This window comes from Streptomyces sp. R41 (assembly GCF_041053055.1).
Lineage (GTDB): Bacteria > Actinomycetota > Actinomycetes > Streptomycetales > Streptomycetaceae > Streptomyces.
In genome coordinates, this window is sequence record NZ_CP163443.1 from 5,571,138 (window position 1) to 5,597,173 (window position 26,036).

The window sequence follows — 26,036 nt, forward strand, 5'->3', positions numbered from 1 at the left end:
CGATGGACGGCCGTCGACGCAACCCGTACGAACTGACCGAGGAAACCCCGGTCTACGTCATCTCGGTGGCGGCCCAACTCTCCGGCCTGCACCCGCAGACCCTCCGCCAGTACGACCGCCTCGGCCTGGTCTCCCCCGACCGCACCGCCGGGCGGGGCCGGCGCTACTCGGCCCGCGACATCGAACTGCTGCGCACCGTCCAGCAGTTGTCGCAGGACGAGGGCATCAACCTGGCCGGCATCAAGCGCATCATCGAGCTGGAGAACCAGGTCGCCGCGCTCCAGTCCCGCGTTGCGGAACTGGAATCGGCCCTCGACGGCGCGGCAGCCGCCATGCGGCAACGCGAGGCGGCCGTCCACGCCTCGTACCGCCGCGACCTGGTCCCGTACCAGGAGGTCCAGCAGACGAGCGCGCTGGTGGTGTGGCGGCCGAAGCGGCAGCAGTCCTCGGACTGACGCGACACCCGGAAGGGGCCCGGAGATTCTTCTGAATCTCCGGGCCCCTTCGGCTTGTCCCGGACCAGGTCCGGCCGGATCCGCCAGGGGGCACGGCGGGATGGGTTCAGGTCACTGAGCCGGTGCCGTGACCGTCCAGTCGCCCGCGGGCAGGGTCTCGGTGCCGTCCGCGGCCACGCCGGTCACCCAGTAGTAGGACGTGGTGCCGCGCTTCGCGCCGGTGTCGAAGTAGTCGGTGACGCCGTTGCCGAGGGCGGCGATCTTCTCGTACGCCTCGGTGGTGGGGTTCCAGCGGTAGACGCGGAAGCCGTCCGCGGCCTCCGGGGAGGACTCGCCGAGGCCGGACCACGTCACCTGGTTCCCCTCGTCGCCCTCCGCGGCGGTCGCGTTGACGGACAGCGGCGAGCCCTCGGGCGTCGCCACGCTCGGCGTCGTGTCGAGCTCGGTCGCGACCACGATCTCGGCCTCGCCGGTCCACTCGAAGGAGGAGTTCCAGTTGTCGTCGACGGCGTCGACGATGAAGCAGGACTCCTCACCGTCCGGGAGAGTGGTGTACGAGTACGAGGTGGTGTCGGCGAACAGGTAGTACCCCGGGCTGAGAGAGCAGACCTTCTCCTCGTCGTCGCCCCACAGCTCGCCCCGGCGGACGACATACCTGGCCAGATCGGGCGTCGGATTCGCGTCCCAGGTCAGTTCGAAGCCGTACTCGGTCGGCGTGACGGTCAGCCCGGTGACGGCGGACGGCGGGGTGTCGTCCCGGCGCCGGCCGCTGACGGCGGCGGACCGCGCGGACTCGTTGCCCGCCGCGTCGAGGGCGGTCACGCGGTAGTAGTAGGTGACGCCTTCCTCGGCCGAGGCGTCCCGGTACGAGACCTGGTCCGTGCTGCCGACCTTGGTGAACGAACCGTCCGCGCTCGCCGCCCGGTACACCCGGTACGACGCCGCTCCCGAGACCGCGCTCCAGCCGGTCCGCAGCCCGCCCGTCTCGGACGAGTCGGTGACCGCCAGACCCTGGGGCACGCCGGGCGCCGTCCGGTCGACGGTCGTGACGCCCTGGTCGGCCGTGCCCGCCGAGGAGTTGCCCGCCTTGTCGTAGGCGCGGACCTCGTAGTAGTACGTCGCGCCCGTCACCGGCAGGGACGTGTCGGTGTACGACGTGGAGGTGGTCGTCACCAGCGGCGTACTGCCGAACGACGAGCCCTTCAGACGCCGGTAGACGCGGTACCCGGCGAGGTCCATCTCCTTGTTCTTCGCCCAGGCCAGCTTGGCGTTGCCGCCTGCCGTGTCGTACGAGACGGAAGTCCCTGTCGGGACAAGTGGTTTGACCGTGTCGACGGTGGCGGAGGTGCGGGGCAGGTAGGCGAACTTGACGTTCGCGGTGCCCGTCCAGTTGACGTAGTCGATGCGCAGGGTGTGCTTGCCCGACGGGATGGTGATGTTGACGGTCTTGGTCTGGGTGGTGGAGACGTTCTTCCAGAGGTCGACCTTGCGGGTGCCGTCGAGGTAGACGCGGATGCCGTCCTGGGTGGAGACGGGGAGGGAGAAGGGGCCGCCGGAGCCGAAGTCGCGGGTGACGGTCCAGCCGACGGAGAAGTTGTTCGACGGCAGTCCGGTGGCCGGTGCGCCGGAGCCCCAGTTCTGGTCGATCGCGCTGTCGCAGTCCGTTTTCTTCGCTGTGCCCGAGAAAGTGGTGTTCGCGAAGAACTCCCTTTTATATACGGGAGATGTGCAATTCGTCGCGGCGGACGCGGGGGTGACGGTCGCGGTGAGCAGACCGCCGGCGGTGGCGAGCACGAGGGCGGAGGAGAGCGCCGCGGTCGTGCCTCTGGCTGGGTTCATGCGTTCCTTCAGCAGTTCCGATCGTCAACGGCGGGCAAAGCCGTTGACGATCAGGACTCCTGAGCGCGGGAGTTGGTTGTACGTCGGTGGATGACAGAAGGTGAAGCTGAGGGGATTGGTGGAAGACGGGGCGTACCCTCTTCCCATCGTGTTCACTTGGGGAACACAGAACGCTGTTGCCATCTCGTTAAGTGGTTAGTCCTTGACGCTGAGGTGATCGCCGCGTTGGCTTTCAGCCACCTGGGTCGCAATGCTGCAACCTCGCCCGGAAGGCACCTGATGTGAACACTCGTAACACCCGCTTGCGTCGCACCGTCATATCCCTGGCCTCGTCCGCCATGGCCGTCACTCTCGCCGGCTGCGGCGTCGTGGACGGAATCGGCGGCAGCGACACCAAGGCCAGCCCCACGAAGGGCGACGACATCAAGGTGGGCCTGCTCCTCCCGGAGAAGGGAAACACCCGTTACGAGAAGTTCGACTACCCCATCATCAAGGAGCAGGTCGAGAAGCTCACCAGCAACAAGGGCAAGGTCGTCTACGCCAACGCCGAGCAGGACGCGGCCAAGCAGAACACCCAGCTCCAGCAGATGGTGGACGACAAGGTCGACGTCATCCTCGTGGACGCGGTGGACTCCAAGGCCATCGCGAGCGGCGTGCAGAAGGCCAAGGACGCGGGCATCCCCGTCATCGCCTACGACCGCCTGGCGCAGGGGCCGATCGACGCCTACATCTCCTTCGACAACGAACTCGTCGGCGAGGTCCAGGGCAAGGAGCTCGTCGGGGCGCTGGGCAGCAACGCGTCCTCGAAGAAGATCATCATGATGAACGGCGCCACCACCGACCCGAACGCGGCGCAGTTCAAGTCGGGTGCCCTGTCCGAGCTCAAGGACAAGGTCGTCATCGCCAAGACGTACGACACCAAGGACTGGAACCCGGTCAACGCCAAGGCCAACATGGAGAAGGCGATCGCGGCCGTCGGCCTCAACAACATCGCCGGTGTCTACTCCGCCAACGACGGCATCGCGGGCGCCGTCATCGACGCCCTGAAGACCGCGGGTGTCAGCACGGTGCCACCGGTCACCGGCCAGGACGCCGAGCTCGACGCGGTGCAGCGCATCCTCAAGGGCGATCAGTTCATGAGCGTCTACAAGTCGTACCCGCAGGAGGCCACCGCGGCCGCCGAGATGGCCGTGGCGAAGGTCCAGGGCCGTTCGATCGAGTTCGACGCCCTCACCCGCGACAAGGTCGACAGCCCCACGAACAAGGACATTCCGGCCCAGCTCGTGCCCGTAGTCGCTCTCAAGAAGGGCAACATCAAGGACACGGTGCTCGAGGACGGCATCTACACCGTCAAGCAGATCTGCACGGCCAGCTACAAGTCGGCGTGCAGCGCGAACGACGTCAAGTAGGGCGAGGGGCCGAGGGCCGGTGAACCGTTCGCGGTCCACCGGTGTCTCACAGGGTGACCGCACGTCGTATCGAACGTCGTACCGCCGTCGTCCCGCTGGAGGCACCCCGTGGCCATGATCGGCCTGTTCTGGATCACTGAGGAGAGCGTGTACCTGGGTGCCGAGCCCGAGGGGTACGGGCGCGGCGTGCGGCTCACTCCCGAGGGGATCGAGGCCGAGGGCACGGACCAGAAGGGGTTCTGGGCCTGGGCGGACGTGCGCGATGTCAGCGTGCACTACGCCCAGGTGCGTTCGAGCACCCGGTGGCTGGTGAGCAGCGTGGTGGACACGGTCCTCGACGTGGCGGTGGGCGGCGGCGAGGCCCCGCCCGCGTTCGAGATCCACGTCCGCACGGACGAGGAGAAGGCCGAACTGACCGTGCACTGCGCCGCCGTCGGGGGATATGTGCAGTCCGAGTACGAGCTGTCGCTCGAGCTGTTGGAACGGTTCGTGGACGGTACGGCGGACGTGGCACGGCTGTTGGAGTGGGGCCGCGCCGACGGCGGGGGCGCGACACCGTGGCGGCCGGCCCGGGAGGCGCTGCTCAGGAGCTGGGTCGCGGGCTGACGCGCCCCTTGTGCGTGCCCGGGGTGTACCCGAAGGCGCGGCGGAAGACGTCGGGCACGGCAGCCTTGTGCGTGCTCTATCTCGGCGGCGCGGTGGGCACGGTGGCGGGCGGGAGACTCGCCGCCCGCCACCGCCGCGTCACGGTCGTGCGCTGGTCGTACGCCCTGACGGTCCTCGCGGTCGCGGGCGTGGTGTTCGTCCCCGGCCCGCCGCTCCATCTGTTCGTCGCGCTCGCCTCGGCGGGCCTGTACGTCCCCTTCTCCCTCCACGTCACCCTCGGCCAGGACTACCTGCCCACGCGCGTGGGCACGGCGAGCGGAGTCACCCTGGGCCTGACCGTGAGCGTCGGCGGTCTCGCCAGTCCCTTGGTCGGAACCCTCGCCGACGCCACCTCCCTGCGGACGGCCCTGGCCCCGCTGATCGCCCTCCCGGCCCTCGGCCGGCTCCTGCTGCGCCCGTTGCGGGAGCCCGGCAGCGGCTTCACGCCACCCGCGTGCCCGTCGCGGGAACCCGGCACGGGCGTCACGCCACCCGCGTGAACTCCACCGTCACCTCCGGCGGCCCCCCGGCCACCCCCCGGTACACCCCCTTGTGCGGGGTCACGTCGTCGTAGTCGCGGCCCCGCCCGACCACGACGTGGGACTCGTCGGCGCGGGTGCTGTTGGTGGGGTCGTAGCCGGTCCAGTCGCCCGCCCAGTACTCGATCCAGGCGTGGCTCTGGCCGGCGACGGGTCGGTGGAGTTCGGCCTCGCGCTCCGGGTGGAGGTAACCGGAGACGTAGCGGATGGGCAGGCCGAGGCCGCGCAGCAGGGCGGCGGTGAGGTGGGTGATGTCCTGGCAGACGCCGGCGCCCTGCTCCCAGGCCTCCATGGCGCTGGTGTTCACGCCGGTGGCGCCGGGGATGTATCGGACCTGGCCGGTGACCATGGACGAGACGGCGACCGCGGTCTCGTGCGGGTCGAGGCCGGCCGACAGCGACCGGGCCCGTTCCACCAGCTCCGGCGACACCGTCGTACGGCTGGTCGGCGCCGCGTACTCCAACAGGCGGGATCTCGCCGTCACTTCGGCCACCTCCGCCCATGTGGGCGCGGGCGTGAGCGGGCCCGGCGTTGCCGTCTCCACCAGGCTCGATGCCGTGATGGTCAGATCCGCGTGCGGTTCCATCAGGTCGAAGCCGGTGACCTGCGTGCCCCAGTAGTCCCAGTACGACCAGGTGGCCGTGGACGGGTTGACCGTCACCCGGGCGTCCAGGGTCGTCTGCCCGGGGAGCGTCAGCGGGGTCATGCGGACCTCGTTGTGCGAGGAGACGGCGGCCTGCGCGTATGAGACGTGGGTGGTGTGCCGGATCCGGAGACGGCGCGTCACGGGTGTCACGGGAGTACTCATGCCGCTCACGCTCCTTCCTGGGCCCACTCGACGGGCCCCTGGTACGGGAAGAACTTCTCCGCCACCGCCTCGGCGGACGCCATGCAGGCCTGCTGCAAGTCCCGTAGGAGGAGAGGCAGCTGATCCTCCAGTGCGGCCAGGTCCAGGTATTCGAGCCGTGTCCGCATCCGGCCTATCGGGCGGCGCGCCGGGTCCTGGCGCGGGCGGCCGAGCGCCGACAGGCACTCCTCCGCCGTCGTCAGGGCGTGCAGCGCCGAGCGCGGGAAGTCGCGGTCCAGGAGGAGGAATTCGGCCACGCGCGGGGTGTCCCCGAAACCGCCGTAGACCCGGGCATACGCCTCATCCGCGCCGCTCGCGCTGAGCAGCGTCGGCCAGTCGGGAGCGTGCGCCGCGTCCAGCACCCGTACGGACAGCAGCCGTACGGTCATGTCGACCCGCTCCAGACTTCTCCCCAGCACCACGAACCGCCAGCTGTCGTCCCGGCTCATCGTCGAGTCGGCGAGCCCGAAGAAGAGGGCGGCCCGGCGGCGTACGAGCTCCAGATAGGCGTACGGGCCCGTACGGCGCGCCGCCAGGCGCTGGTCGGCCAGGGCGTGCCAGGTGGAGTTCAGGCACTCCCACATCTCGGAGGAGACCGCCTCGCGGGCGCTGCGGGCATTGAGGCGGGCCGCGCCCAGCGCGCCCTCGATGGAGCACGTCGAGCGGGCGTCGAAGGCCAGCTGGTCAAGGACCTGCTGCATGTCGACGCGTTCGTCGCCCGCGTCGACGCCGAGGATGGCGTACAGCGACCGGCAGGCGACGTCCTCGTCGCGCCAGGGGTCTTCGAGGAGGCGGTGCAGATACGCGTCGAGGATGCGGCCGGTGGCGTCCGCCCGCTCCACGTACCGGCCCGTCCAGATCAGGGCTTCGGCTATCCGGGAGAGGATCACGTCGTTCACTGCTGCTGCGCCCCTTCCTGTACGGCGGTGGGGGTGCCGTCGGGTCCGAGCTGGCGGGGAACCACGTCGGGCACGGGCCCGCCGATCTCCTCAGGGGGGAGTTCGGCGGGCCCTTCCGCGAGCACCCAGGTGTCCTTGGAGCCGCCGCCCTGGCTGGAATTGACGATGAGGTTGCCCTCCTGGAGCGCGACCCGGGTGAGGCCGCCGGGCAGCACCCACACATCGCTGCCGTCGTTGACGGCGAACGGGCGCAGGTCGATGTGGCGCGGTGCCATGCGCTCGCCCGCGAGGGTGGGGGAGGTGGACAGCGCGACCGGCCGCTGGGCGATCCAGCCGCGCGGATCGGCGGCGACGGCGGCGCGGGTGCGTTCGAGGGTCTCCCGGTCGGCCTTCGGCCCGATGACGATGCCCTGGCCGCCCGCCCCGTCCACCGGCTTGATGACCAACTGGTCGATCTGGTCGAGCACGGCCTCCAACTGCCCGGGCTCGTCCGGCCGGTAGGACTCCACGTTCGGCAGGACCGGCTCCTCGCCGAGGTAGTACCGGATGAGATCGGGGACGTACGTGTAGAGGAGTTTGTCGTCGGCGATACCGTTGCCGACGGCGTTGGCGAGGGTGACCGTGCCCGCCTGCGCGGCGCTCAGGATGCCCGGGCAACCGATCACCGAGTCGGGCCGGAAGTGCAGCGGATCGAGGAAGTCGTCGTCGAGCCGCCGGTATACGACATGGACCGGCATCTCGCCACGCGTGGTCCGCATCCAGACCCGGTTGCCGCGGCAGACCAGATCGTGCCCCTCCACCAGCTGCACGCCCATCAGCCGTGCCAGCAGGGCGTGTTCGAAGTACGCGGCGTTGCTGGGCCCGGGCGTGAGGACCACGACGCGCGGGTCGCCGACCCCGTCGGGCGCGGCGGCACGCAGCGCCGCAAGCAGCTTCTGCGCATACCCGTCCACCGGCACCACGTGCTGCTCGGCGAAGAGGGAGGGGAAGATCCTGGTCATCGCGCGCCGGTTCTCGATGACGTACGACACGCCCGAGGGCACGCGAACGTTGTCTTCGAGGACCCGGAAGTCCCCGGCCTCGTCCCGTACGAGGTCGATCCCGGCGACGTGGATGCGCACGCCCCCGGGTGGCTCGACCCCGTGCGCGGCTCTGTGGAAGTGCGGCGAGTTGAGCAGCAGCCGCCAGGGCACCACCCCGTCCTCGAAGGCCCGGCAGGGGCCGTAGGCATCGCTGAGGTAGGCCTCCAGTGCCCTGACCCGCTGGGCCACCCCGCGTTGTATGAGATCCCATTCGAGCGCGTCGAGGATGCGCGGCACGAGGTCGAGCGGCCAGGGCCGCTCCTCACCGGCGAAGGCGTAGGTCACACCCCGGTCGGTGAAGGCCCGCGCCATCTGGTCGGCCCGGAACCGCAGTTCACCCGGCTCGATCGGCTGCAGCGCCGCCAGTACCGGCTCATAGGCGGTCCTGACCTCACCCGGCCGCTCAAACATCTCGTCCCACGCATCGGCCAACGCGTACGCGTCAAATATGTCCGCCATGAGCTGACGTTAAGTGCGGTACGTAACACGCCGATCACTCGGTGATTTCCGGCAGCTCACGCGGTCTTCCGCCGTGCGCCGGCGCACGCGGGGCCCTGGCCGAAAAAGGGGGGTGATCGGCCAGGGCCGCTCGGAGCGCCGTCGCGCCCGTGGGAAGCGGTTCCACGATGTACCGGGCGCCGGGGCGGCACCACCGTCATCTTGTTGCAAGGGGCGGGGCGGAGGTGGGAACTTTTACCCGCAAATACGGGCGAGAGGGGGCGTGCGGGCGGCGCAGCCGTGTTGCGATGCCGGACGGGGCCGCGCATAGTTGCGCTGCGGAAGACGGCGGAACGCGGGTGGTTGCGCTGCGAAAGACGCTGGAACGCGGGGCTTACGCCGGGGTTGGAGCCAGGAGTGGGAGATGGCCGGGCACGGGACGGACACGCATCCGCACGGCGCTGACCGACTGTGCGAGGCCGGCGACCGGGTGTACTCCCGGGCCGTGCGGCGCGGCCGCGTGCCCCGCGAGGACGCGGAAACGGTGCCCTGCCTGCTGGAGTTGGCGCTGCTGCACCCCGACCCCGACGACATGGGGTGGCTGGTGCCGACCTCGCCGCAGGAGGTCATGACCCGACTGCTGCGCGGGGTGTACGAGGAGGTCAGCGCGAGCCAGGCGCGGGTGGGCGAGGCGGTGTCCGCGTTCGAGTGGTACGCGGGGCTCGGCGGACGCGTCCAGGCGCCGGCCGAGGGCGTGGCGATCCGCGTCCTCGACGGACTGCCACGGATCCGGGCCGCCATGGACAAGGCGACCGAGGAGTGCACGAGCGAGGTACTCACCGTGCAGCCGGGCGGCATCCGGCGCGAGGACGAACTCTCCGAGGGCCTGCACCGGGCGCTGGAGATGCGCCGCCGGGGCGTCCGCATGCGCGACCTGTACACGCACGTGGCCCGGCACGGCCAGGGCCTGCTCAACTACATGGAACTGATGGGCGACGTGGCGGAGGCCCGCACCCTCGACGAGGTCGTCGAGCGGCTCATCCTCTTCGACCGCAAGGTCGCCTTCATCCCCGCGAACTCGGACCGCACGATCGCCCTGGAACTGCGCCACCCGGCCCTCGTGGACTACCTGGTCACGGTCTTCGAGCGGCTGTGGCGCCTGGCGATCCCGCTGACGTCCCCGCTCCCGTCGACGGGCATCGAGGGCATCACGCACCGGGAGCGCTCGATCGCGGCCCTGCTCGCGGAGGGCCACCAGGACGCGGTGGTCGCCGAGCGCCTCGGCATCAGCGTCCGCACGTGCCGGGCGCACATCGCCCGCCTCTCGGAGACCCTGGGCGCGGCCAGCCGCACCCAGTTGGGCGTCCGCATCGCCCAGGCGGGGCTGGACGGACCGCCCCGCTCGCCGGAGCTCCAGCAGGTCGTCATCCCTGGTCAAGAATCCCCGACCGGCCTATGAGATAGCCGAGTTGGGCCCGGCTCTCACTACCCAGGGTCGCGGCGAGCTTGGCGATGTGGACGCGGGCGGTGCGGACGTTCATGCCTAGGCGGTCGGCGATGGCGGCGTCGGTGTGGCCTTCGACGAGCAGGGCGGCGATGGCGCGCTGGCGCGGGGTGACGCCGTTGAGGGTCGGACGCTGGACGGCTTCCGGGTACATGGGAGTGGCCAGGTGCCAGAGGCGGTCGAAGATGATGACGAAGTGCTCGATCAGGGCTGGTTGGCGGACTTCCAGGGCGAGCGTGTAGTCCTTGCTCGCCGGGATGAAGGCCACGGTCCGGTCGACGACCATCAGCAACTGGGGGACTTCATCGAGGGTGCGGGCCTCCACATCGCCCTTCAGTTGTTCGTAGCGGGCGAGGACCGTGGGCGCGTGGCGGAGTGTGTGCTGGTAGAGGGTGCGAATGCGGCCACCGCGATCGAGTAGGGCCTGGTCGCGGCGCAGGGGTTCGACGTGGATCTCCGGAGGCCGAGCGACGTGACTGATGTGGGGCTGGATGGCGAGGAGCTGGGACGCGCCGGTCATGGCCTGGGCGATGGCCAGGTTGATCGCCTCTCCGCCGCTGAGGAACCTCAGCATCGCTGTGTCGGCCGTTGTCGTGCGTGCGCCGTCGATCCGCATCAACGGCTCGAACACCGTGGCTAGTCGCTCCTCGCGCCGCCGCTCGTCCGCGATGCGGTCCTCGACCCCGCGCAGGAGTCGGTGCAAGGCGACGGCGGGTGCCACGGGCTCCAGCCGTCGCATGTCCTCGACATGTGGGTGGAGCAGGCCGAGGTCGACGAGACACGGCGCGATGTCGGCGTCCTCACCGTGCACCTGCCCTTCGCGCAGGGCGCGCGCGTACAGTGCCAGGCCCGCTTCGCACAGGTCCTCCACGCCGTGCGGCGGGTGCGCTGTCGTCACTCCGCGGTTCCCTCCCGCTTCAGGATCCCCGACTCGGCGATGAGATAGCCGAGTTGGGCCCGGCTGCCGCTGCCGAGAGCGGAGGCCAGTTTGGCTATGTGGGCGCGGCAGGTGCGGACGTTCATCCCCAGGCGGCGGGCTATGGCCTCGTCCACGTGGCCCTCGATGAGGAGTTTGGCTATGGAGCGCTGGACGGGGGTGATGCCATTGGGATCGACATCGTTCGGGACATCTTCCGTCAGCGGGACGGCACGCTGCCAGAGCTGCTCGAAGACCTTGCTCAGGTACAGGACGAGCCCGGGGTGGCGAAGCTCAAGAGCGACTCGTCGGTCGTCACTGGCGGGGATGAAGGCGACGGTCCGGTCGAAGATGATCAGCCGCTCGATGAGCTCTTCGAGGGTCCGGACCTGGATCTTGCCGCCAGTTATCCGCTCTACATAGGCGAGTGTTCCCTGGCTGTGCCTGGCCGTGTGCTGGTACAGCGTGCGGATGCTGACCCCGCGGTCGGTGAGGGGCCGGTCGCGCTCAAGGGCCTGCATGAGAGCGTCTGCGGGGCGACCGCCGCCGGGCTGGATCGTCAACATCTCCGTGTGGCACTCGGCAGTGGCCGAATTGAGCGCCGCGTTGATCCGGTCGAATCCTTCCAAAACGGTGATCGCGTGAATGCTCGCCTGGCTCTGCGTGCTGATCGCGATGAACGGATCGAAGGAATCGGTCAGTTCGATCGCCTGCCGCCGCCGCTCCTGGATCTCGCGCTCCAGTGGGTGAAGGCGTTGCGCGAGCGCGACGGACGGGGGGACAGGACGCAGCCATTTTTCGTCGTCGGGATCGGGATGAAGTAGTGCAAACTCCAACAGACAGGGAGCTGCCTCCACCTCGACCCGAGTAATGCGTCCGGAGTGCAATGCGCTGGCGTAAAGGCGCGCTCCTTCGTCACACAACGTGGTGACAGCGTGGGGATGTGTCGGTTGTGAGTTATTTGTGGGCAAATCTCCACCCCCCAGGGTCCTGAACGTGCAGGAACATGATGCATCGCTCCTGTGGCATTGACGTGCCTGAATAAGCCATCGTCTTGTGACGACGGGGGAGAAGATTCCATCAAGTGAGGACGAAGCCGACTATGCGAGCGAGATTGCTTGGTTCAGTGCTTGCCGCAGTCTTCTCTGTAGCTGTGGCCTTCGGCGCCCTGGGGGGCTCGGGCCTTGCGGCCGTGGATGCCCAGACGTCAGCTCCGCCGGACAGCGGTTGGACCAGCGTGGAGGCGACCCCCGCGGACAGTGGCTGGACCAACGTGGTGGCGGCAGCGGCCCCGGCGGACAGCGGTTGGACGAGTATCTCCGCGGACGCAGACGCATGACTATTCCCCCCGACGACCGCTCATTCCGTCGCGAAATGGCCACCGCCTACCGCTCCGGCTGGCACTTCATCGACCTGGTCACCGCCATCCCCCACAGCGGTGACTCGTTGATGGTGACCGTGTTCGGGGAACCGGTGGTGGTCACCCGGGACGAAGAGGACGACGTGCGGGCGTACCGGTGTCTGCGGCGGCCTCGGGGGGCGCCGCAGCCAGTGCGGTGTGCCATTCGGTACGGAATGATCTTTGTGAACCTCGACCAGCGCGACCACCAGCTGGCCGAACCGGAAGCCCCGGACGTACAGACCATTGCAGCCACCCCCCGCAGTGCCTGACGCGATTCCCCCGTCGTAGTAGATCGCGCAGGTACTTCCCCCCGCAGCGGCGTCACCGTGACCTGAACACGGTGACGCCGCTGCAGTTTTACGTGAAACCTCCTGGTATCGGCCCATACCGACAGAGGCCGAAATCAGCCGTGCCCCATCGCCGAGGTCAAGTCGATCTCGATCACCACCCGGGACGGGTTCGGCGACGGCACCCGCCCGTACCGCTCCGCGTACCGCCGCTCCGCCTCCGCGACGCGCGCCGGGTCGACGGACACCGTCGCCCGCCCCTCCAGCGTCGCCCAGCGGCGGCCGTCCACCTGGCAGACCGCGACCCGCGCCCCGCCCTCGGCAGCGGCGGCCGCCAGCACATGCCCCACCTTCGCGCTGGACTTGTTGGTGATCACCCGCGCCAGGCCCGCCTCGGGGTCGTAGGTCACCCCGACGGGCACCACGTGCGGGCTCCCGTCGGGACGGAGCGTCGACAGCGTGCACAGGTGCCGCTCGCGCCAGAAGCTGAGGTAGGCGGCGTCGGGCTGCCGCGGGTCCACCGGATAGGAAGCCATGAGGCCCGAATCTACGCCCCCGTCGCGCCCTTGAGTGGAATAGACTCAACTTTGTGCCCGTTGGCACACTCAGCATGAGGGATGCATGCACGAGGGACGTATGCAGGACCACTGACGCCAGGAGGAGAACGCGACCGTGGACGCCGAGCTGACCAACAGGAGCCGGGATGCGATCAACGCGGCCACCAACCGGGCCGTGTCCGAGGGGCACCCGGATCTGACCCCCGCGCACCTGCTGCTGGCGCTGCTCGGGGGGCAGGAGAACGAGAACATCATCGATCTGCTGGCCGCCGTCGACGCCGACCAGGCCTCCGTCCGCGCCGGGACCGAACGCGTCCTCGCGGGCCTGCCCAGCGTGACCGGGTCCACCGTCGCGCCCCCGCAGCCCAACCGCGAGCTGCTCGCCGTGATCGCCGAGGCGGCCGACAAGGCCAAGGAGCTCGGCGACGAGTACCTCTCCACCGAGCACCTGCTCATCGGTATCGCCGCGAAGGGCGGCCAGACCGGCGACGTACTCTCCCAGCAGGGCGCCAGTGCGAAAAAGCTGCTTGAGGCGTTCCAGAAGAGCAGGGGAGGGCGCCGGGTGACGACCCCGGATCCCGAGGGCCAGTACAAGGCGCTCGAAAAGTTCGGTACCGACTTCACGGCCGCGGCGCGCGAGGGCAAGCTCGACCCCGTCATCGGCCGCGATCAGGAGATCCGGCGAGTGGTGCAGGTGCTGTCCCGCCGCACCAAGAACAACCCCGTCCTCATCGGTGAGCCCGGCGTCGGCAAGACCGCCGTCGTCGAGGGGCTCGCGCAGCGCATCGTGAAGGGGGACGTGCCCGAGTCCCTCAAGGACAAGCGGCTCGTCGCGCTCGACCTCGGCGCGATGGTCGCCGGCGCGAAGTACCGCGGTGAGTTCGAGGAGCGGCTGAAGACCGTGCTCGCCGAGATCAAGGACTCCGACGGGCAGATCATCACCTTCATCGACGAGTTGCACACCGTCGTGGGCGCCGGAGCCGGCGGTGACTCCGCCATGGACGCCGGCAACATGCTCAAGCCCATGCTCGCCCGTGGTGAGCTGCGCATGGTCGGTGCCACGACCCTCGACGAGTACCGCGAGCGGATCGAGAAGGACCCGGCGCTGGAGCGGCGGTTCCAGCAGGTGCTGGTCGCCGAGCCCACCGTCGAGGACACCATCGCGATCCTGCGCGGGCTCAAGGGGCGGTACGAGGCCCACCACAAGGTCCAGATCGCGGACAGCGCGCTCGTCGCGGCCGCGACGCTCTCCGACCGGTACATCACCTCCCGCTTCCTGCCCGACAAGGCCATCGACCTCGTCGACGAGGCCGCGTCCCGGCTGCGCATGGAGATCGACTCGTCCCCCGTCGAGATCGACGAACTCCAGCGCGTCGTCGACCGGCTGAAGATGGAGGAGCTGGCGCTGAGCAAGGAGACCGACGCCGCCAGCAAGGAGCGCCTCGAGAAGCTGCGCCGCGACCTCGCCGACAAGGAGGAGGAGCTGCGCGGTCTCACCGCCCGCTGGGAGAAGGAGAAGCAGTCCCTCAACCGCGTCGGCGAGCTGAAGGAGAAGCTCGACGAGCTGCGCGGCCAGGCCGAACGCGCCCAGCGCGACGGCGACTTCGACACCGCCTCCAAGCTCCTCTACGGCGAGATCCCGACCCTGGAAAGGGCCTTGGAGGAGGCCTCCGAGGCGGAGGAGGAAGCCGCCAAGGACACGATGGTGAAGGAAGAGGTCGGGCCCGACGACATCGCCGACGTCGTGGGGGCCTGGACCGGTATCCCGGCAGGACGGCTCCTGGAGGGCGAGACCCAGAAACTCCTGCGCATGGAGGAGGAGTTGGGCCGTCGGCTCATCGGCCAGACCGAGGCCGTACAGGCCGTGTCGGACGCCGTACGCCGCACCCGCGCCGGAATCGCCGACCCGGACCGCCCGACCGGCTCCTTCCTCTTCCTCGGCCCCACCGGCGTCGGCAAGACCGAACTCGCCAAGGCGCTCGCCGACTTCCTCTTCGACGACGAGCGGGCCATGGTCCGCATCGATATGAGCGAGTACGGCGAGAAGCACACCGTCGCGCGGCTGGTCGGCGCCCCGCCCGGGTACATCGGCTACGAGGAGGGCGGCCAGCTGACGGAGGCCGTGCGCCGGCGCCCGTACAGCGTCGTCCTGCTCGACGAGGTCGAGAAGGCGCACCCGGAGGTCTTCGACATTCTGCTCCAGGTGCTGGACGACGGGAGGCTGACGGACGGTCAGGGGCGGACGGTCGACTTCCGCAACACCATCCTGATCCTCACCTCGAATCTGGGCAGTCAGTTCCTGGTCGAGCCGCTGACCTCCGAGGAGGAGAAGAAGCAGCAGGTGCTGGAGGTCGTACGGGCCTCTTTCAAGCCGGAGTTCCTCAACCGGCTCGACGACCTGGTGGTCTTCTCCGCGCTCGACAAGGCGGAACTGGAGCGCATCGCGGGGCTCCAGATCGGCCGGCTCGCCAAGCGGCTCGCCGAGCGCCGGCTGACCCTGGAGGTCACCGACGCGGCCCTGGCCTGGCTCGCCGACGAGGGCAACGACCCGGCGTACGGTGCGCGCCCGCTGCGCCGCCTCGTCCAGACCGCCATCGGCGACCGCCTCGCCAAGGAGATCCTCGCGGGCGAGGTCAAGGACGGCGACACGGTACGGGTGGACGCGTTCGGGGACGGGCTGATCGTGGGTCCGGCCACGGGCAAGACGCTGTAGAAGCCGATCTCACCGGGCCGGGGCGAAGGTCCGGCCCGGTGGCCGCGGCGCTGCGGATGATCACTGCCGAGGCCCTGCGGAGGGCCCCGGAGCGGTGCCCGTGACCGGATCTTGCCAGCCCCCGGGCGACAGGCCCCGTCAGGGGTTGCCACTCCCCTCCCCGGATGGGGGAGGATGGCAGAATCCGTACGAAGGGAAATACACGGTGAGCATCGACCCGTCCTCGATTCCGAACTTCGGGGGCCAGCCCGAGCCGCAGCCCGGCGGCCCCGCGGGCCCCGTCGTCCCGGATCAGGACCTCGTGAAGCAGCTCCTTGACCAGATGGAGCTCAAGTACGTCGTCGACGACGAGGGTGACCTCGCGGCGCCGTGGGAGCAGTTCCGTACGTACTTCATGTTCCGCGGAGAGGGTGACCAGCAGGTCTTCTCGGTGCGGACGTTCTACGACCGGCCGCACCAGATCGACGAGAAGCCCACGCTGCTGGAGTCCATCGACGACTGGAACCGCCGCACGCTGTGGCCGAAGGTCTACAGCCACACGCACGACGACGGCACCGTCCGCCTGATCGGCGAGGCGCAGATGCTGATCGGCACCGGCGTCAGCCTGGAGCACTTCGTCTCGTCGACGGTCAGCTGGGTGCGGGCCGCCATCGAGTTCGACAAGTGGCTCGTCGAGCAGCTGGGCCTGGAGCAGGAGATCAACGAGGCGGAGAAGCCCGAAGACGACGAGGAGTAGTCCTCCGGCGACTCACAGCGGCGTGTGTGCGATCACCACCAGATACGCGCCGTATGCGAACGAGAGCCCGGCCAGGGCGCCGACCACCACGGTCGCGTGCCAGGGGCGGGCTCTCGCCGTTCGCGCCAGCGCCCGCGCCAGCGGCAGCAGCAGTGGGAAGGCCGGCAGCAGAAAGCGCGGCTTCGACTCGAAGAAACCGGAACCGCCGAGCGCGATCAGCAGCAGTACGCCGCTGTAGACCAGGAGCGGCAACGGTGCGCGGTCGGCGATCAGCAGCGCGAACAGCAGGACGGCCGCCGTGACGATCATCAGCGTCACGGGGAACACGAGGCGGTCCCCGTACAGCAGCAGGTGCTTGACGAAGCGGAGCGAGCCCGCCCCGAAGTCGAAGCGCGAGCCCCACAGCCGCTGCACCTCGAAGTACCCGCGGAGCGGATCGCCCTTCCGGCGCCCCACCCACAGCACGAAGCCGACCCAGCCGAGCGGCGCGAGCGCGACGCCTGTCCACAGCCTGTGGGGAACTTTCCGCCCGCGCCGCCGCCAGACCTCGTGTGCCGCCGCCGCGAGGACCGCCGCCGCCACCGCGAAGCCGTTCGGCCGGGAAAGACCCGCCAGCGCCGCGAGGGAGCCCGCCCAGAGCCAGCGCTCGCTGAGCACCGCGTACAGCGACCAGGCGGCGAAGGCGGTCAGGACGGGCTCGGTGTACGCCATCGACAGCACGACCGAGTGCGGGAGCAGGCCCCAGAGCAGGACGAGGAGGGTGGCGACCGCGCGGCCGTACAGCCGGGACCCGATCGCGTACACCCCGCAGGCCGCGGCCGCGGCCGCCAGCCAGGACACCAGCAGGCCCGCCGTGCCCGCGTTCAGCGGGGTCAGGGAAGTGACGGTGCGCACCAGCGCCGGGTACAGCGGGAAGAACGCCAGATCGCTGTGGACGACGGTGGGCTGGAAATACAGCGTCCGGCCGTAGCCGTGCGCCGCGATGCCCAGGTACCAGATCGAGTCCCAGGACCGCGCGAGCAGGACGAGCGGGTGCTTGCCGGTGGCCCAGGCGGTCGCGGCGAGCACGAGGACGCCGGTGAGGCGCGCGGCGGCGAACAGCCCCAGCGCGGTCACCGCGGCGGTCGGCAGGCCGCGCGCGGCGCGGGGCCGCGGGTGGGCGCGGTCCCCGGGCTCCGTGAGGGCGGGACGAGCGAGGGTACTCGGGTGGGTCACACCCGAACTGTGCGTTCCCTACGGGGTATTTGCGAGCTTTGTGCGTCCGTGCGGGTACGGTTCACCCCGCCCCGGCGCGCCGTCCGCACCGACTGCGCGCGCGGTGCTAACGGCGGCGCGTCCCGGGAAGTCACCGGCGGCGCGCCCGTCGGAACGACCGGCGCGCCGCTGTGCTGCCAGGCGGCCCGCAGCGTCCGCGTCCCGCTCTGCTGTCGGTGGAGCTACCACGCCGCCTTGAGCCGCTTCGCCGCCTCCTGAAGCACCTCCGTCTGCTTGCAGAACGCGAACCGCACGAAGGGCGCGCCCGCCTCCCGGTGGTCGTAGAAGACGGCGTTCGGGATGGCGACGACACCGGCGCGCTCCGGCAGGGCGCGGCAGAAGGCGAAGCCGTCGGACTCGCCGAGCGGCCGGATGTCGGTGGTGATGAAGTACGTGCCCTGCGGGCGGAAGACCTCGAACCCGGCCTCCGTCAGCCCCGCCGCCAGCACGTCGCGCTTGGCCAGCATGTCGGCGCGGAACGCCTCGAAGTAGGTGTCCGGCAGCGCGAGCGCCTCGGCCACGGCGTACTGGAACGGCCCCGACGACACATACGTCAGGAACTGCTTCGCCGACCGTACGGCGCTGACCAGGGCGGGCGGCGCGGTCACCCAGCCCACCTTCCAGCCGGTGAACGAGAAGGTCTTCCCCGCGCTCCCGATGGTGACCGTCCGCTCGCGCATCCCCGGGAACGTGGCCAGCGGCAGGTGCTCGGCATCGTCGAAGACGAGGTGCTCGTAGACCTCGTCCGTGACCACAAGGAGGTCACGCTCCACAGCGAGCCTCGCGATCTCGGTGAGCTCCTCGCGGGTGAGCACGGTGCCGGTCGGGTTGTGTGGGGTGTTGATCAGCAGCAGCCGGGTGTTGTCGGTGACGGCGTCGCGCAGCTCGTCGAGGTCGAGCCGGAAGCTGCCCTCGTGCGGTCGCAGGGTGACCGGGACCCGGGTGCCGCCCGCCATCGCGATGCAGGCCGCGTACGAGTCGTAGTACGGCTCGAAGGCGATCACCTCGTCGCCGGGCTCCAGCAGCGCGAGCAGGGTGGCGGCGATGGCCTCGGTGGCGCCCGCCGTGACCAGGACCTCGGTGTCGGGGTCGTACGACTGCCCGTACCGGCGCTCCTGGTGCGCGGCGATCGCGGTGCGCAGCTCGGGGATGCCCGGGCCCGGCGGGTACTGGTTGCCGCGCCCGTCGCGCAACGCCCGCACGGCCGCTTCCCGGATCTCCTCGGGACCGTCGGTGTCGGGGAAGCCCTGACCGAGGTTGATCGAGCCGGTGCTCAACGCGAGGGCCGACATCTCGGCGAAGATCGTCGTCCCGAACTCGGCGAGCCGGCGGTTGAGGAAGGGGCGTGCGCTGGAGGTCATGCCGGTCATCCTGCGCCCAAGCTCTGGACTTCCTCAACTCTGCTTTGGGTCATGAGACGCGGGGGCATCCCCCTCTCACGCAAGAAGCGATACGGGAAGCACGGCCCACGGGGGGCCGCTTCGGGGGAACGAAAGGAGGGTGGCGCCATGGTCATCGGCATCATCCTGGCGGTCGTCTGCATCGTGCTCGTCGTGGTCTTCATGGCCACCGGCCGCAGCCGGTCGAAGGTCACGCTCTCGAAGGGGGGTCGCCGTTCGTACCGCGGCTCCTCGTCGGACAGCGGCAGCAGCAGCTGGTGGGTGGGCGGCGCGGGCGACAGTGGCTCGTCCGGGCATCACGGAGGCCACTCGTGCGGCGGTCACTCATCGTGCGGAGGCTCGTCCTGCGGAGGCGGGTCCTCGTGTGGCGGCGGGGGCGGCGGATGCGGCGGAGGCAGCTGACACGGGGCAGCTGAGCTCCCGGTGAGAGATGCGCATCCGGAGCAAACGGAAGTGCCCGTCGGGCAACGGCTGCCGACGGGCACTTCCGTGCGCCGGGCGCACGCCGTAGTTGAACAGTTGAGCTGTGGAGCCCTCGGGGGGATGGAAACCCCACGAAGTTGGGTAAAAACGCTGTGGCGGCGCCACAGTTCATGATTCCCTCTAAATCACCAACGCAGCCCCGAGGCCCTGTCGTCATCTTGGCGTCGGGTCGTCCTTCCTGACCGGGCTGACCGGGCCGTTCCCCCGGTGCCGACCGGGTGCGCCGGACCCCCACCTTCCTTTGCGTGCTAGCGGAGCCGACCCATGCTCACGACCCTGAAAACCTCGTACACCGACACGCGCGCGGCCGATCTCGCCTGGACCCTGGGCCGCGAACCGCTGCCGGCCCTCGCGACGCTCGACATCGAACTCGCCGGGTCGAAACTCCAGTTGAGACTCCTCGGCGCGTCCCACCAGGTGCTCCTCGAGGAGGAGCGGGGCAGCTGCTCGGAGACCGTCGCGTGCATCCCCGGCAGCAGCACGCCCCTCCCGCTCGGCGTGGCGAAGCGGGTCGGCGACTGGGAGTACGAGTTCGCGGCCCGCGTCGAAGTGCTGTCCCCCGGCTCCTTCGCGGGCCGCGCCCAGGAGTTGCTGGCCCTGGTCTCCGACCACCCCAACGGCCTGGCAGGCGTCTTCCCCGGCAGCCCCCACGCCTTCACCGCACTCCTGGCCCAGCGCCACGAGGGCCAGGTCCACTGGCGCACGTGGCACGCGTACCCGCAGGACGGGCAGTTGGTGGCGACGAGGACGAGGGTGGGGGTTCGGGTGACGGCGGCGCTGTGACGGTTGGGCGCTGGGGGCGACTTTTCAGCTCGGGCCGGCGATCTTCAGCTCGTCCGGCGTTCGAGGACGAGGCCGTCAGGGCCGATGGGGGTCCAGGGGGCGCAGCGCCCTGGCGGGGTCTGGGGCGGAGCCCCAGGTACGCCCGCTCCAGCCCCGGACAGAGGGGCAAGGGGCGGAGCCCCAGGGACGCTTGCCTCAACCGGGGTGCAGCCCCGGATACGCCCACCCCAACCCGGGATGCCATAAAACGCCGCGGTTCCACACGTGTGGGTGACGAGGCGTAGCGCCACCGTGACGTAGCGTTCGCTGGGTGATCGAACCGCACGCGCCAGCTCCCCCCGGCGCGCCGCCGCCCTGGGGCGTCCAGGGCCAGGCGCGGCTGCCCGTCCGCCCGGGCATCGGGCGGTTCCTCGTCCTCGCCGGAGTATTCGTCTGCGCGGCGTGTGGACTCGTGTACGAACTCGAACTCGTCGCCCTCGCCTCGTACTTGATCGGCGACTCGGTCACCCAGGCCTCCGTCGTGCTCTCGGTCATGGTCTTCGCCATGGGCATCGGCTCCCTCGCGGCGAAGCGGCTGCGCCCCCGCGCCGCGGCCGGTTTCGGCGCGATCGAGGCGGCCCTCGCGCTGGTCGGCGGCTGCAGCGCGATGGCGCTGTACGCGGTGTTCGCGTGGACGGGCGACTGGGGCGGCCCCTGGGCGAACGGATCCCGCTATCTGCTGGTGGCGTTCTCCCTCACCATCGGCCTGCTGATCGGCGCCGAAGTCCCCCTCCTGATGGAGCTGATACAGCGCATCCGCCGCCAGGACCCGGGTGGAGCGGTGGCGGACCTGTTCGCGGCGGACTACGTGGGCGCGCTGGTCGGCGGCCTCGCCTTCCCCTTCCTCCTGCTCCCGCTGCTCGGCCAGCTGACGGGCGCGCTGCTCACCGGAACAGTGAACGCGGTGGCCGGAGGAGCCCTCGTACTCGGCCTGTTCCGCGGGGACTTGACCCGCCGGGCGCGCTGGGTCCTCCTGATCGCCAACCTCGTCGTCCTCGGACTCCTCGCCTCGGCCGCGGTGTTGGTCGACGACTTCGAACGGGCCGCGCGGCACGCGGTGTACGGGATGGACGTGCGGGTCGCGCTCCAGACGGACGTCCAGGAGGTCGTCCTCACCGGCGGCACGCACGGCCGTCCGCTGCACCTCTTCCTCGACGGCCGCCTCCGGGTCAGCGGCCGCGACGAGGACCGCTACCACGAGGCGCTCGTGCACCCCGCGATGAACGGCCCGCACGCGCGCGTGCTCATCCTCGGCGGAGGCGACGGGCTCGCGGCGCGCGAAGTGCTGCGCTACCCCGGGGTGCGCAGTGTCGACGTCGTCGAACTCGACGCGGGGGTGGTGCGGTTGGCGCGCCGCGACCCGGCGCTGTCCGCCCTGAACGGCCACGCGTACGACGACCCGCGCGTGCACGTCATGACCTCGGACGCCTTCCACTGGCTGCGCAGCGCCCCGTCGACGTACGACGTCGTCATCTCGGACCTCCCCGACCCGGGCATCACCGACAGTACGAAGCTGTACTCGCAGGAGTTCTACGGCCTGGCGCACCGTGTCCTCGCCCCCGACGGCCGTCTGGCGGTCCACGCGGGCCCGGTCGCCTCCCGCCCCCGCGTCTTCTGGACGGTGGACAGGACGATCCGGGCGGCCGGCCTCCTCACCGCCCCCTACCGTGTGGGCGGCCGGGACTCCGGCTTCGCGGCGGGTCCCGACCGTACGGCGGGCGGTACGTCGAAGGCCCCCCGGGACTGGGGTTTCATCCTGGCCTCCGCCTCCCGTACGGGCGTGCGACTGAGCCTCGCCCCGCACGGGCCGCGGCTGCGCACACTGACCCGGGCGGGCCTGGCCGCGGACGCGCGGGCGGCCTCCCGAACCCGCGTCACGGCCGGCCTCCCGCCCTCCACCCTGGTGCATCCTCGGTACGCCGACTGAGGTGGAGGCGGGGGAATCCCGTGATACGCGGGTGCGGTGCCGGTCGTGCTGGGTAGGCTCGGCTGACATGGAGCATGAGGTGTTCGTTCCGGTTCCCGCCGAGCGGTTGAGGAAGGCGCTGGCCGATCCCGTGCGGGTGGCCCGCGCGATTCCCGGCCTCCAGCAGGACGCGGGGACGCCGCCCGTCTCCGGACGCCTGAAAATCCGCGTCGGCGGCCACACGATCACCTATCGCGGGGCGCTCCAGGTCACCGCCCAGGACGACGGCACCTACGCCGTCGAGGGCGACGCGACAGAGGCCCGCGGCACCGGCTCCGTAAAACTCGCCCTCGCCGTGCACCTGCGCCCCACCGACGGCGGCACGACCCTCACCTTCACCGGCACAGCCTCCGGCGACGGCCGCGTGGCGGAACTCCCGCCGGACGCGGTGTCCTCGGCGGGAGTACGACTCCTGAGCCGCTTCGCGGAGAACTTGGGGGCGGCGGGCGAAGGGGAGCCGCAGCCGGGTGCGGTGGCGGAGCCCGCGGCCGAGACCGAGCCTGAGCCCGGCGCGGTGGCTCCGCCCGAGTCGGGTGCGGTGGCTCCGTCCGAGGCCGGTGCGGTGGCTCGGTCCGAGTCCGAGTCCGAGTCCGGCGCTGAGCCTGGGCCGGGTGCGGTGGTGGAGCCCGAGTCTCGGGATGAGCCTGGGCCGGATGCGGTGGCGGAGCCCGAGGCTTCGGCTGAATCCGAGGCTTCGGCCGAGTCCGAGTCCGAGTCCGATTCTGTCTTCGACGCCGAGGTTCCGCCTCCCTCGCTCGATCCGCTGGTGGACGACGAGCTCGTGGAGGAGGAGTTCGTGGTGGAGGCGGGTGAGCCGGGCGGGGAGGATGACATGGCCGAGGCGGCGCACGCGCGGCGGACGATGATCGGTCGCAGCGCGGAGGAGGTGGACCACGCTCCGCCTCGCGGCCGCTACGCCCCCGTCCCGCCGCCGCAGGCGACCGCCGCCCGCGACACCCTCCGCTGGGCGGCTCCCGCCGCGGCCCTGGCCCTGGCCTCGGCAATCGCGCTGACCCGGGCCCTGCGCAAACGCCGCTGATTCCGCCCCCGAAGCGCCCCGTAAGGGGCGCGGGGAACTGCGCGACAAGCCCCCACCGGGGCCGCAGCAAAAAGGCCACCGAGGAGGGTCTGGGGCGCAGCCCCAGGTACGGGACGGGTAGGGGCGGAGGGGGCGAAATACCGGAGGTCGGCCCCGTCCCAGTAGGGTCAACTCCGTGAGTAACGAAGACATCACGCTGACCGCGGGTGACGCGGAGGTGACCGTGGCGCCGGCCAACGGCGGACGGGTCGGAAGTCTGCGAGTCGGCGGCGTCGAACTGCTACGGCAGGGCGAGAAGTTCGGGTGCTTCCCGATGGTCCCGTGGTGCGGCCGGATCCGCGAAGGACGGTTCCTGGACGGCGCCACCGTCCAGCAGATGCCGCTCAACTCCCCGCCGCACGCCATCCACGGCACCGCCCGCGACGGCGCCTGGCGCACCGCCCGCACCACCAAGGACGAGGCCGTCATCACGTACGACCTCGTCGCCCCCTGGCCCCACCCCGGCCGCGTCACCCAGGCCTTCACCCTGACCGAGGACGCCTTCACGCTCACGATGTCCGTGGAGACGTACGAATCGTCCTTCCCGGCCCAGATCGGCTGGCACCCGTGGTTCAACAGGAATCTGGGGGGAGGCGGTGAGGACGCCCACGTCGACTTCCGGCCCGCCTGGCAGGAGGAGCGCGGCGACGACCACCTGCCCACCGGGCGGCGGATCGAGCCGCAGCCCAGCCCCTGGGACGACTGCTTCGGCATGCCGGACGGCGTCGACGTGACGCTCACCTGGCCCGGGCAGCTCGAGCTGAAGGTCGCCAGCCGCGAGGAGTGGGTCGTCGTGTACGACGAGCAGGAGGCGGCCGTGTGCGTGGAGCCCCAGACCGGGCCGCCCAATGGACTGAACACCCATCCCCGCCTGGTCACCCCCATCGAGCCCCTGGAGGCGACCACGACCTGGAGCTGGCGGCGCCTCTAAGCTGGCGGACATGAGTGACGTACGCGGCGCGCTGCTGCAGCAGATCAAGGACAAGGCCGTGGTGCACGGCAAGGTGACCCTTTCGTCGGGCAAGGAAGCCGACTACTACATCGACCTTCGCCGGATCACGCTCGACGGTGAGGCCGCCCCGCTGGTCGGTCGGGTCATGCTCGACCTGACCGCCGAGCTCGACTACGAGGCCGTCGGCGGTCTGACCCTGGGAGCCGACCCCGTCGCGACCTCGATGCTGCACGCCTCCGCCGCGCGCGGGAAGACGTTGGACGCCTTTGTCGTGCGCAAGGTCGGCAAGGCCCACGGCCTGCAGCGTCGCATCGAGGGTGCCGAGGTCAAGGGTCGCCGCGTGCTGGCGGTCGAGGACACCTCCACCACCGGTGGCTCGGTGCTGACCGCCGTCGAGGCGCTGCGTGAGGCCGGCGCCGAGGTCGTCGCCGTCGCCACGATCGTGGACCGGGACACGGGCGCTGCCGAGGCGATCGCAGAGCAGGCCGGTGTGCCGTACTTCTTCGCGTTCTCGAAGACCGATCTCGGCCTCGACTGACGTACGAGAGAGACCCCTGGGACTCGTGTTCCCAGGGGTTACCGACGGGTGTCGGACGCCGTGGCCGGAGCACCGGGTCAAGTCTGGAAAGATGGGGCCGACGATGACGTCGCCCCCTAGGTCAGGGCCGTAAGCAGCAGTCCAGGCGTACAGCAGTACGCAGACCCGCACATACAAGGAGCGGACAGATGCCCATCGCAACCCCCGAGGTCTACAACGAGATGCTCGACCGGGCGAAGGCAGGCAAGTTCGCCTACCCGGCCATCAACGTGACCTCGTCCCAGACCCTGCACGCTGCTCTGCGCGGCTTCGCGGAGGCCGAGAGCGACGGCATCATCCAGATCTCCACCGGTGGTGCGGAGTTCCTGGGCGGCCAGTACAACAAGGACATGGTCACCGGCGCCGTCGCGCTCGCGGAGTTCGCGCACATCGTCGCCGCGAAGTACGACATCACCGTCGCGCTGCACACCGACCACTGCCCGAAGGACAAGCTGGACGGCTACGTACGCCCGCTGCTCGACATCTCCGCCGAGCGCGTCGCCAAGGGCGAGAACCCGCTGTTCCAGTCGCACATGTGGGACGGCTCCGCCGAGACCCTCGCGGACAACCTGGCCATCGGCCAGGAACTGCTCGCGAAGGCCGTCGCCGCGAAGATCATCCTCGAGGTCGAGATCACCCCGACCGGTGGCGAGGAGGACGGCGTCAGCCACGAGATCAACGACGAGCTGTACACGACCGTCGATGACGCGTTGCGCACCGCCGAGGCCCTCGGCCTGGGCGACAAGGGCCGCTACCTGCTCGCCGCCTCCTTCGGCAACGTGCACGGCGTCTACAAGCCGGGCAACGTCGTGCTCCGCCCCGAGCTCCTCAAGGACCTCCAGGCGGGCGTCGCCGCCAAGTACGGCAAGGCGAACCCGTTCGACTTCGTCTTCCACGGCGGCTCCGGCTCCACGGCCGAGGAGATCGCCACGGCGCTGGAGAACGGCGTCGTGAAGATGAACCTCGACACCGACACCCAGTACGCCTTCACGCGCCCGGTCGCGGACCACATGTTCCGCAACTACGACGGTGTCCTGAAGGTCGACGGCGAGGTCGGCTCCAAGAAGACCTACGACCCGCGCACCTGGGGCAAGCTCGCCGAGGCCGGCATGGCCAAGCGTGTGACCGAGGCCTGCGCCGCGCTGCGTTCCACGGGCACCAAGCTCAAGTAGCGATCACCTTCGGTTCGGGCTCGGCACCCCCCGCGGTGCCGGGCCCTTCCGTATGCTCCGAGGT

General features: G+C 70.3%; 23 protein-coding genes and 1 pseudogene. 15 read left to right on the forward strand and 9 right to left on the reverse strand.

All coding sequences use genetic code 11. From position 1 onward, the window contains the following. Positions 1-2: 2 nt before the first annotated feature. On the forward strand, positions 3-455 hold the full coding sequence (locus tag AB5J53_RS25585; RefSeq protein WP_369247989.1) for a helix-turn-helix domain-containing protein: 453 nt from the start codon (positions 3-5) through the stop codon (positions 453-455). A gap of 111 nt (positions 456-566) precedes the next feature. Here the strand turns inward: AB5J53_RS25585 and AB5J53_RS25590 are convergent, their stop codons facing one another. Beyond that, the gene (locus AB5J53_RS25590; RefSeq protein WP_369247990.1) at positions 567-2,294 is read right to left on the reverse strand and encodes a PA14 domain-containing protein; all 1,728 of its coding nucleotides are present in this window, start codon (positions 2,292-2,294) and stop codon (positions 567-569) included. Between the two features lie 281 nt (positions 2,295-2,575). Here AB5J53_RS25590 and AB5J53_RS25595 point away from each other — a divergent pair, with 281 nt between their 5' ends. The 3 genes and pseudogenes from AB5J53_RS25595 to AB5J53_RS25605 form a co-directional block, all read left to right on the forward strand. Continuing rightward, on the forward strand, positions 2,576-3,703 hold the full coding sequence (locus AB5J53_RS25595; protein ID WP_369247991.1) for a sugar ABC transporter substrate-binding protein: 1,128 nt from the start codon (positions 2,576-2,578) through the stop codon (positions 3,701-3,703). A 114-nt stretch (positions 3,704-3,817) separates the two neighbouring features. Then, positions 3,818-4,309: a hypothetical protein gene (locus AB5J53_RS25600; protein ID WP_369252463.1), complete on the forward strand. Its 492-nt coding sequence runs from the start codon at positions 3,818-3,820 to the stop codon at positions 4,307-4,309. A 50-nt stretch (positions 4,310-4,359) separates the two neighbouring features. Beyond that, a pseudogene (locus AB5J53_RS25605) lies at positions 4,360-4,848 on the forward strand (MFS transporter); the annotation flags it as partial. Here the strand turns inward: AB5J53_RS25605 and AB5J53_RS25610 are convergent. Genes AB5J53_RS25610 through AB5J53_RS25620 form a run of 3 tightly spaced genes read right to left on the reverse strand, consistent with a single transcriptional unit; the run spans position 4,832 to position 8,174 of the window. Next, positions 4,832-5,695: a transglutaminase N-terminal domain-containing protein gene (locus AB5J53_RS25610; protein WP_369247992.1), complete on the reverse strand. Its 864-nt coding sequence runs from the start codon at positions 5,693-5,695 to the stop codon at positions 4,832-4,834. The pseudogene AB5J53_RS25605 and the gene AB5J53_RS25610 overlap by 17 nt on opposite strands. Positions 5,696-5,700: 5 nt before the next feature. Continuing rightward, on the reverse strand, positions 5,701-6,633 hold the full coding sequence (locus tag AB5J53_RS25615) for an alpha-E domain-containing protein (RefSeq protein WP_369247993.1): 933 nt from the start codon (positions 6,631-6,633) through the stop codon (positions 5,701-5,703). Beyond that, complete coding sequence (locus tag AB5J53_RS25620) at positions 6,630-8,174, reverse strand: circularly permuted type 2 ATP-grasp protein (protein ID WP_369247994.1); 1,545 nt, start codon at positions 8,172-8,174, stop codon at positions 6,630-6,632. The genes AB5J53_RS25615 and AB5J53_RS25620 overlap by 4 nt, the downstream gene beginning before the upstream one ends. Before the next feature lie 403 nt (positions 8,175-8,577). Here AB5J53_RS25620 and AB5J53_RS25625 point away from each other — a divergent pair, with 403 nt between their 5' ends. After that, positions 8,578-9,612, forward strand: coding sequence for a LuxR C-terminal-related transcriptional regulator (locus tag AB5J53_RS25625; protein WP_369247995.1), 1,035 nt, complete (start codon positions 8,578-8,580; stop codon positions 9,610-9,612). Here AB5J53_RS25625 and AB5J53_RS25630 read toward each other — a convergent pair. Both AB5J53_RS25630 and AB5J53_RS25635 read right to left on the reverse strand, forming a co-directional pair. Next, complete coding sequence (locus AB5J53_RS25630) at positions 9,578-10,555, reverse strand: LuxR C-terminal-related transcriptional regulator (RefSeq protein WP_369247996.1); 978 nt, start codon at positions 10,553-10,555, stop codon at positions 9,578-9,580. The genes AB5J53_RS25625 and AB5J53_RS25630 overlap by 35 nt on opposite strands. Then, positions 10,552-11,544 carry a helix-turn-helix transcriptional regulator gene (locus AB5J53_RS25635; RefSeq protein WP_369247997.1) on the reverse strand — a complete coding sequence of 331 codons (993 nt, stop codon included), beginning with the start codon at positions 11,542-11,544 and terminating at the stop codon, positions 10,552-10,554. Before AB5J53_RS25635 ends, AB5J53_RS25630 begins: the two co-directional genes overlap by 4 nt. 364 nt (positions 11,545-11,908) lie before the next feature. Here AB5J53_RS25635 and AB5J53_RS25640 point away from each other — a divergent pair, with 364 nt between their 5' ends. After that, the gene (locus AB5J53_RS25640; protein ID WP_369247998.1) at positions 11,909-12,244 is read left to right on the forward strand and encodes a hypothetical protein; all 336 of its coding nucleotides are present in this window, start codon (positions 11,909-11,911) and stop codon (positions 12,242-12,244) included. 134 nt (positions 12,245-12,378) lie between these two features. Here the strand turns inward: AB5J53_RS25640 and AB5J53_RS25645 are convergent, their stop codons facing one another. Beyond that, positions 12,379-12,798 (reverse strand): pyridoxamine 5'-phosphate oxidase family protein, encoded by a 420-nt coding sequence (locus tag AB5J53_RS25645; RefSeq protein ID WP_369247999.1) that lies wholly within the window; start codon positions 12,796-12,798, stop codon positions 12,379-12,381. A gap of 136 nt (positions 12,799-12,934) precedes the next feature. Between AB5J53_RS25645 and clpB the strand changes: the two genes are divergently transcribed. Further along, positions 12,935-15,532, forward strand: a complete 2,598-nt coding sequence (gene clpB / locus AB5J53_RS25650) for an ATP-dependent chaperone ClpB (protein ID WP_369248000.1) — start codon at positions 12,935-12,937, stop codon at positions 15,530-15,532. Positions 15,533-15,737: 205 nt separating this feature from the next. Beyond that, entirely contained in the window at positions 15,738-16,268 is a 531-nt protein-coding gene (locus AB5J53_RS25655) for a YbjN domain-containing protein (protein WP_369248001.1), read from the forward strand. Between the two features lie 12 nt (positions 16,269-16,280). Here the strand turns inward: AB5J53_RS25655 and AB5J53_RS25660 are convergent, their stop codons facing one another. Then, entirely contained in the window at positions 16,281-17,483 is a 1,203-nt protein-coding gene (locus AB5J53_RS25660; protein WP_369248002.1) for a glycosyltransferase family 39 protein, read from the reverse strand. Between the two features lie 221 nt (positions 17,484-17,704). Next, positions 17,705-18,892 carry a pyridoxal phosphate-dependent aminotransferase gene (locus AB5J53_RS25665; protein ID WP_369248003.1) on the reverse strand — a complete coding sequence of 396 codons (1,188 nt, stop codon included), beginning with the start codon at positions 18,890-18,892 and terminating at the stop codon, positions 17,705-17,707. A gap of 138 nt (positions 18,893-19,030) precedes the next feature. Between AB5J53_RS25665 and AB5J53_RS25670 the strand changes: the two genes are divergently transcribed. The 7 genes from AB5J53_RS25670 to fbaA all read left to right on the forward strand — a co-directional run bounded on the left by AB5J53_RS25670 (position 19,031) and on the right by fbaA (position 25,972). After that, a complete protein-coding gene (locus AB5J53_RS25670; protein WP_369248004.1) occupies positions 19,031-19,324 on the forward strand; it encodes a hypothetical protein in 294 nt (97 codons plus the stop codon). Positions 19,325-19,669: 345 nt separating this feature from the next. After that, positions 19,670-20,188 (forward strand): DUF2617 family protein, encoded by a 519-nt coding sequence (locus tag AB5J53_RS25675; RefSeq protein WP_369248005.1) that lies wholly within the window; start codon positions 19,670-19,672, stop codon positions 20,186-20,188. A 310-nt stretch (positions 20,189-20,498) separates the two neighbouring features. Then, positions 20,499-22,154: a polyamine aminopropyltransferase gene (locus AB5J53_RS25680; protein WP_369248006.1), complete on the forward strand. Its 1,656-nt coding sequence runs from the start codon at positions 20,499-20,501 to the stop codon at positions 22,152-22,154. Positions 22,155-22,221: 67 nt separating this feature from the next. Beyond that, positions 22,222-23,232, forward strand: coding sequence for an SRPBCC domain-containing protein (locus tag AB5J53_RS25685; RefSeq protein WP_369248007.1), 1,011 nt, complete (start codon positions 22,222-22,224; stop codon positions 23,230-23,232). 175 nt (positions 23,233-23,407) lie between these two features. Then, positions 23,408-24,202, forward strand: coding sequence for an aldose 1-epimerase (locus tag AB5J53_RS25690; RefSeq protein WP_369248008.1), 795 nt, complete (start codon positions 23,408-23,410; stop codon positions 24,200-24,202). 10 nt (positions 24,203-24,212) lie between these two features. Beyond that, entirely contained in the window at positions 24,213-24,761 is a 549-nt protein-coding gene (gene pyrE / locus AB5J53_RS25695; RefSeq protein ID WP_369248009.1) for an orotate phosphoribosyltransferase, read from the forward strand. Positions 24,762-24,949: 188 nt separating this feature from the next. Further along, on the forward strand, positions 24,950-25,972 hold the full coding sequence (gene fbaA / locus AB5J53_RS25700; RefSeq protein ID WP_369248010.1) for a class II fructose-bisphosphate aldolase: 1,023 nt from the start codon (positions 24,950-24,952) through the stop codon (positions 25,970-25,972). The last annotated feature ends 64 nt before the right edge of the window (positions 25,973-26,036 follow it).

What these genes read in the sequence shown, in the direction of transcription:
- AB5J53_RS25645 (WP_369247999.1), bottom strand. Translation starts at nt 12,798, where the DNA reads ATGGCTTCCTATCCGGTGGACCCGCGGCAGCCCGACGCCGCCTACCTC.
- AB5J53_RS25675 (WP_369248005.1), top strand. Translation starts at nt 19,670, where the DNA reads ATGCTCACGACCCTGAAAACCTCGTACACCGACACGCGCGCGGCCGAT.
- AB5J53_RS25620 (WP_369247994.1), bottom strand. Translation starts at nt 8,174, where the DNA reads ATGGCGGACATATTTGACGCGTACGCGTTGGCCGATGCGTGGGACGAG.
- AB5J53_RS25625 (WP_369247995.1), top strand. Translation starts at nt 8,578, where the DNA reads ATGGCCGGGCACGGGACGGACACGCATCCGCACGGCGCTGACCGACTG.
- AB5J53_RS25640 (WP_369247998.1), top strand. Translation starts at nt 11,909, where the DNA reads ATGACTATTCCCCCCGACGACCGCTCATTCCGTCGCGAAATGGCCACC.
- AB5J53_RS25585 (WP_369247989.1), top strand. Translation starts at nt 3, where the DNA reads ATGGACGGCCGTCGACGCAACCCGTACGAACTGACCGAGGAAACCCCG.
- pyrE (WP_369248009.1), top strand. Translation starts at nt 24,213, where the DNA reads ATGAGTGACGTACGCGGCGCGCTGCTGCAGCAGATCAAGGACAAGGCC.
- AB5J53_RS25610 (WP_369247992.1), bottom strand. Translation starts at nt 5,695, where the DNA reads ATGAGTACTCCCGTGACACCCGTGACGCGCCGTCTCCGGATCCGGCAC.
- AB5J53_RS25670 (WP_369248004.1), top strand. Translation starts at nt 19,031, where the DNA reads ATGGTCATCGGCATCATCCTGGCGGTCGTCTGCATCGTGCTCGTCGTG.
- AB5J53_RS25600 (WP_369252463.1), top strand. Translation starts at nt 3,818, where the DNA reads ATGATCGGCCTGTTCTGGATCACTGAGGAGAGCGTGTACCTGGGTGCC.
- AB5J53_RS25685 (WP_369248007.1), top strand. Translation starts at nt 22,222, where the DNA reads ATGGAGCATGAGGTGTTCGTTCCGGTTCCCGCCGAGCGGTTGAGGAAG.
- AB5J53_RS25665 (WP_369248003.1), bottom strand. Translation starts at nt 18,892, where the DNA reads ATGACCGGCATGACCTCCAGCGCACGCCCCTTCCTCAACCGCCGGCTC.
- AB5J53_RS25590 (WP_369247990.1), bottom strand. Translation starts at nt 2,294, where the DNA reads ATGAACCCAGCCAGAGGCACGACCGCGGCGCTCTCCTCCGCCCTCGTG.
- fbaA (WP_369248010.1), top strand. Translation starts at nt 24,950, where the DNA reads ATGCCCATCGCAACCCCCGAGGTCTACAACGAGATGCTCGACCGGGCG.